General features: G+C 44.0%; 4 protein-coding genes. All 4 read right to left on the reverse strand.

What is annotated here, in order from left to right; translation table 11 throughout:
- Positions 1-37: 37 nt before the first annotated feature.
- The 4 genes from BFQ01_RS31350 to BFQ01_RS10020 all read right to left on the reverse strand — a co-directional run bounded on the left by BFQ01_RS31350 (position 38) and on the right by BFQ01_RS10020 (position 5,843).
- Positions 38-1,257, reverse strand: a protein-coding gene (locus BFQ01_RS31350) for an IS3 family transposase (RefSeq protein ID WP_370467938.1) whose coding sequence is annotated in 2 segments (ribosomal slippage) — positions 38-912 and positions 912-1,257 — 1,221 coding nt in all. Because the reading frame shifts where the segments join, the coding sequence is not laid out codon by codon here.
- A 214-nt stretch (positions 1,258-1,471) separates the two neighbouring features.
- Positions 1,472-2,062 (reverse strand): hypothetical protein, encoded by a 591-nt coding sequence (locus BFQ01_RS32230; RefSeq protein ID WP_141691269.1) that lies wholly within the window; start codon positions 2,060-2,062, stop codon positions 1,472-1,474.
- A gap of 262 nt (positions 2,063-2,324) precedes the next feature.
- Positions 2,325-3,707: a hypothetical protein gene (locus tag BFQ01_RS10015; protein WP_065925143.1), complete on the reverse strand. Its 1,383-nt coding sequence runs from the start codon at positions 3,705-3,707 to the stop codon at positions 2,325-2,327.
- 186 nt (positions 3,708-3,893) lie between these two features.
- The gene (locus tag BFQ01_RS10020; RefSeq protein WP_065925144.1) at positions 3,894-5,843 is read right to left on the reverse strand and encodes an ATP-dependent nuclease; all 1,950 of its coding nucleotides are present in this window, start codon (positions 5,841-5,843) and stop codon (positions 3,894-3,896) included.
- Positions 5,844-6,164 lie beyond the last annotated feature (321 nt).

Below are 6,164 nucleotides of genomic sequence, written 5' to 3' on the forward strand. Positions count from 1 at the left end.
TGGACTTGCCCCTACAAAACCGGACACCAACTCCCCGTCAAATTGATGCTGCTGCCAAGCGCCTGAACTCCCTCGGTGAGCGATAGTTCAAGGCGCTGTGCGGATGCTGCTCGTTGTAATGCTCGAAGGCAATTGCCAGGTTGCGCAGCGCCGTTTCTCGATCCGGCTTGGGCATGTGCGCAACGTAGTCACGTTTGATCGTCTTCACGAAGCTCTCGGCCATGCCGTTGCTCTGCGGGCTGCGCACCGGGGTGGTCACCGGCTGCAAACCGATCTGTCGAGCAAACAGGCGTGTCTGTTCGGCGGTGTACGCCGAGCCGTTGTCGCTTAGCCATTGAACCGGCGTTGCAGGCAGTTGATCACCGAAGCGTTTCTCTACGCTCTCCAGCATCAAGTCGCGGATGTCATCGCCGCTGTACCCGGTCGGACTCGCGACCCAGCCGATGGCTTCGCGGTCACAGCAATCCAGGGCGAAGGTCACGCTCAGTTTGGCGCCGTCCTCACAGCGGAACTCAAAGCCGTCCGAGCACCAACGCGTATCACTGGTTTGCACCGCAATACGACCCTCGTGCCGACGCGGCACGCCGGGCTGTTTGATGCGCCGCGCCAACAGCAGGTCGTGATCGCGCATGACCCGGTAAACCCGTTTCACATTGATCGCCGGCAGCGACTGGGTTTCACGGGCACGACGCAGCAATCCCCAAACACGACGGTAGCCATAGCTGGGCAGTTCGCTGATCTGTTGCTGGATTTCAACCACCAGATCAGCATCGTCCACAGGCCTGCGGCGCCGTACTTTGAGCGATACCGATTGCTTGATTCGAACCGTTAATTGCGAGCGCGCCACACCGAGACATTCGCTGACCAGCTTCACTGGTCGTCCCCCGGCAACAAGGGTGAGTGCGCAATCCATTTTCGCGACCGGGCGATCTCCACGGCCTCTTTGAGGATTTCTGCTTCCATCGTTTTCTTGCCCAGCATCCGTTGCAGTTCACGGATCTGCTTGAGCGCATCGCTCAACTCCGAGGCGGGCACAACGGCTTCACCGGCACTGACCGCCGACAGACTGCCGTCCTGATATAACTTGCGCCATAGGAACAGCTGGTTGGCATTGATGCCGTTGCGTCGAGCGACCACCGAAACGCTTTGCCCTGGCTCAAGACTCTCGCGAACCATGGCCAGTTTTTGCTCCGGGCTCCAGCGGCGCCGCCGCTCCTGGCCCAAAAGCTCCCCACTCTTGTCGTTGCTATTAGTCATAAACATAACCGTTTGCCTATCCCTTATCGTAAGGGGGAAACGGTGTCCTGTCTTTCATGGGGCTCGTTCAGCGGCTAAGTACTCGCTATTATCACACGGCAGATCATCGAGTCGTTGTAAGTCCCATGCATCGACTCGGTGATTTTTTTCCAACAATCTAACTAAGGAGTCGAAGACGCTCTTGGAGATGCGAGAAAACTCCAATTTCAAATACTCACCCAAAGAGGAATGGAAACTCTGCCTGGCAGCCATTTCTTAACTTCTTGAAAAGGGCATTGGCTTTCTCTCCTACGCCTTCCTCGTGAGTGGCTAAGTCCAAATAGTAATTTCTATTTTCGTATTTGGCATATATGAGCCAATCGCCAGTAAGACCTCTTGCAGCACGCTCTTCGAATCCGCCAATGACCAATTGGTTCACGAGATAGCTCGGCCAGGCGTCAGGATCGTCGCCATGCTGCTTGGCCACCTCATCGAACAGTTTATCTAAATCTCGATTGCCGCCATTGGCCATACCCCATCGAATGCTAAGATTTTTTACTAAATGTCGCGCGGAGAAAAAATGTTTATGCCAAAAAGGAAAAAGTGGTAACTTTTTAAATTGCTCCTCACACTTAGTTTTCGAGGACGGCTTTATGCCCTCTAAATAGTCAATTTCATCAAGCACGTGGAATGGACTAAATTTGGGATTTGATGAATCTAAAAGCCGACAGGTCAGAGCCAAACTGATTCGATCCGAACAATCCCTACCGCAAACTGCCTCAGCCTTTATTTTAACTAACTGATCTTTATCAAAGCTTACTTTCACGAAATTTTCTCTGTCATATGACAAAACCCAAATATTGAAAAACAGTCTAATACCAACCTTATGCGCATTCAGGCGTCATCGCTCACTCCATTTTCTCTGTGCAGTTAGTCGCGTTAACGCACAGTGTAAATCGTATGACGTAAACTAGGTCACACCACGTTTTAAGTAATTATCCAAACGTGGCCTGACCCTGATTACGTGCTGATTACGCTTTCCTGCTCACTCTTTTTCTGAAATTCAACTTACCTATTCCAAGTTCAATCTAAGCATTAGTTTTAAACTCAGCAATAATCTGTCCTTTAAACCCTGCAGCATCTAAAAATTTTGTCTTTATTCGCAACACTGAGTATATAAATTCCCCACGTGCGCGCAATCTATTATCTTCAGTAACAAAGTAATCCGCCTTCCAAGCATGCTTTAAGTGCTCGACATCTTGCAGGCTACTTTTTATTTTCTCAGGCTCAGATAACGACTCAGTTTGGTAGTTGATCAAATCTAAAAACTCACATAAGTCCTCGATATGACCAACGCACTCTTGCTCGCTCTCAAAGGGTATAGAACCATTTACTAGATCATTTAGAGAAAATGACTTCCCGATTGTGGCAGCATACAATCTACGACAGATCGAATATTCACTTTCAAAATCGTCAAAATCTAAATCATGCTCATCCTCCTCAAGATGAGGGCGTAGAGATTCAAGAAATGCATTTATATCTTTATTGACGCGCTTTGAAATACGGGACTGCCTAGAATAATGCGAATAACCCCAATGATTATAGTGCATTTTATAAATTTTTTGATCTTCAGCCGCTTTAGTCGCACCTCTCCATAGCAGAACACGCTGGGAAGTAACGCCTATATCTTCCTTTACAAGACTAATCTGTCCCTCTATATTCGCCAGCATGGAATTATTAGTGATTTCCGAAACGACATCAAAGTACTCGGAGAGCCTAATACTGCTCATTTTAATGCCATCCTCAATCACATAAGGACTGTAAACAAACTCGCATCCTGTTTTATTTCTAAAATCTATAACTTGCTTTCTTAGGCTTGAATCATTTGAGCATTTGCTAATAATATTTTGATCAAGATAAAAAATTTTTTGCGCAACCTGCTTTTCGAACGGGAAGTACGAAACAACTTGCTTACTCTCTAAATCCCCATACGACATTACAGTGTCAGAGCATTTGGCTTGCTCGTGCATATAATGGTCAAGAGCCAAGCTATAGAATGCACCGTTTATTGCACTCTCATACTTATCATAATCAGAAACAAGATCGCGATGTATTTTTGATTTCAAATAGCTAGGTGCTGAAATCAACTCCAAGGCCAGAACAACCGGATCGACTCCAGTATCTATTTCAAACATCTTACAAATACATTCTACAAGAGGTTTGTGTTCATCATTTGCCGTGACAATATCAGTAGTGAGCCTTGTAAACATACTAGCAACTCTAACAAACTCTAAACAACCTAGACATTGCCTTTCGCACATCACACGTTTTTGGATTTGCGAGTCTAGATGTGTAGCCAACCTCCACTCGTCCGTGCCCACCAATACACTATAGCAACTTTTATCATCTACTATTTTTTGGACAATATTCTTCAGCGTATAACTAAAACCAAGTTTAAGCAGACAATCCATTTTTTCAACTCCCTGACAACAAAATTATCTAATATTTACTGAAATTTACGCCTCATAAAAAGCCTACTTATATATCCGAATCAGTAAACCTCCAACGTACAATCGACTTGGGTGAAGGAGTCGACAATGACAAAGGTGACGAATCTATTTCCAATCAAAAAATCTACTCATTTTTTATCCGTAAAATTAAATCTTTGTTTTAGCAGTGCGAGCTTTTCTAATAACAGGGAACAAAAAGTCAGTCACATCATTCATCCATAATGGAGTATCAAACACATCCGCAATTTCAGTGTATTTAAGTGCAAACCTAACTTTAAACTTAGGCAGGCTGAATAGTTCTTCCATGCTGCGCTGCTCAGTTGTCCGTAAATCGAACGCCAACGCCGCAGGCCAGTCTTCATGGTCATGATTTATCGCTGCCAATAGAGGCCCGACGTGCGCCCCAAAATCCGGATCACTTTCGAAGCTTCTAAGTGTCATTATAAAATCATTGGGATTTAGTGTATCCTCGATAACCGTTGGAGGATGATACTCGGTATTACTTGTAGACTTCAACATCGTTCTGCTTTCATAAATATCATTATGAATTCGTTTAATTTGAATTTGTTTTATAGAATCGCTAGCATCATATTTTTCAAAAGCCTTATCAGTATCTAACAATAAAAAAATCTTACCCTTAATGTCATCTCGATGGTCATCCAAGGCCATTTCTAAGTACCTAAATATTTTCTTTACGTGCTTAGAACCACCAACTGGCAAAATGAATAACTTCTTTCTCGACAAGTAAAAGTCTAGATAAATCTTGTCGGCTGAGCCCTCGCAAACTATCCACCTATAGTCTTTACCTGTTATGGAAGCTATCATTGACTGAACGAGATCATTTAACCCTTTAAGCTCTATATCCGAAGGTAGCTTTCCTTGCGTCGTTTTTCTAAGCTTTGCGATGTCCTCCCTGAAGCAACGTAAATCAATCATTACAAGTTCGCTTTCCAACTTAGGGCAGTAAATAGCGACACCATCAGATACAATTGGCATAAATCCGTACCAATGAGTAGTGACGATTGTTTGGACTCGAGCTTGAGAAATGTCTTTCAGTTTTTCGAATTGTTCAAAACATGCGGAAACGTGTAAGGATAGTTCGGGCTCATCTATAGCAAATATAACATGGTGTTCTCTGGTTGCTTCAGTCTCTAAAAGGAACGCTCTCGCAATATCGATCAGAGCTTGCCTTTTTTCTCCAGAGCTTAAATTATTAACCGGAACACTATCTTTCCCCACAGTTTTCGTAAGTATCTTGCTATCAAAAAAAGCTTCTATGATTTTTTCTGTTAAGTGAGATTGGTTGAAAAGGTTCTGTTTTTTTGCAGGTTTTTTGTATTCATAATTTTCAAGCGTATTGGATATCTCTGCTAGAAACGCATTGAGTTTCTGGTTGATATCAGTGACTGTTGCTTTTTTTACTATATTCCTGACTATCTCCTCAATTTTTGTCCCCAGAAGTGCTTGAACTGTTTTGCTTTCTATTTTTGTGTATTCTTTAAAATTAATTTCGGATGGAACGTATATGTATTGATATGTTGTTTGCACATAGTAAAACAGGGCATCCTCAAATCCTGGCCAATATGGATCATTTTGAAGAACCCCAAACTCTTCCAAAGATTCAAATATTGAAAAATAGGTAGCGGGAGCTGCAGCCGCGGCTGTTTTAATCAGCCCTAAAGGTAGTAGGTAATGGCTATGAGCGCCGTAACCGCCACTCAGTAAAATATTCCTATTAGAACAAAATTCGCTAACAGGTTTCGGCGATGAATTAAATTCTTGCGGGGTGGCCGACCAAGCCATTTCATTTATTTTTTCAAGAAAATCATCATGCTCCTCATACTCGAAGTCAAATGCCCCCCTTTTTATGAGAAAAATAGGACAGATATACGGTTCCCTCTCGGGATAACCTTTCGTCAAGCTGTGATTCAGATTCCACTCTGCTGAATTAAAGAAACTATCAAGCGCCTCTAGAACAGAACTCTTACCTGAACCATTTTCGCCAACTATTGCTGAAAACATACTGCCATTAGAAAGAGGTATGTAATTTATATTTTGGTATGTTTTGTAATTCCTTAATAACAGCCCTACGATCATACGCTTCTCCTTGTAAATACGCTGCGCCCGCATGCTAGCAGATTGCCATAGTAACGCATTTTTTACTAAGCCAGCTCGAAGAGCGTTGCGTGTGCTGGTCAATGGTCAACCACTGTCCTTAAAGTTCGGAAGATGCCTGGATGGATCGTGCTCCTACGATTGCATTAGCAGGCCACTTGGGTGAAAAGCGGTCCTAGCTATTTTTCGAAACGGTTACGAACCAGGACCGAGACAGATCTATTTTTCGTGGATTGCCCAAACGAGCAGCCCCTCTATAAACACCAACCTAAGAACACCCGCGTCCATCCGTCGCATCCCCCA

Source organism: Pseudomonas sp. 8 R 14 (genome assembly GCF_900005955.1).
GTDB classification, from domain to species: Bacteria; Pseudomonadota; Gammaproteobacteria; order Pseudomonadales; family Pseudomonadaceae; genus Aquipseudomonas; species Aquipseudomonas marginalis.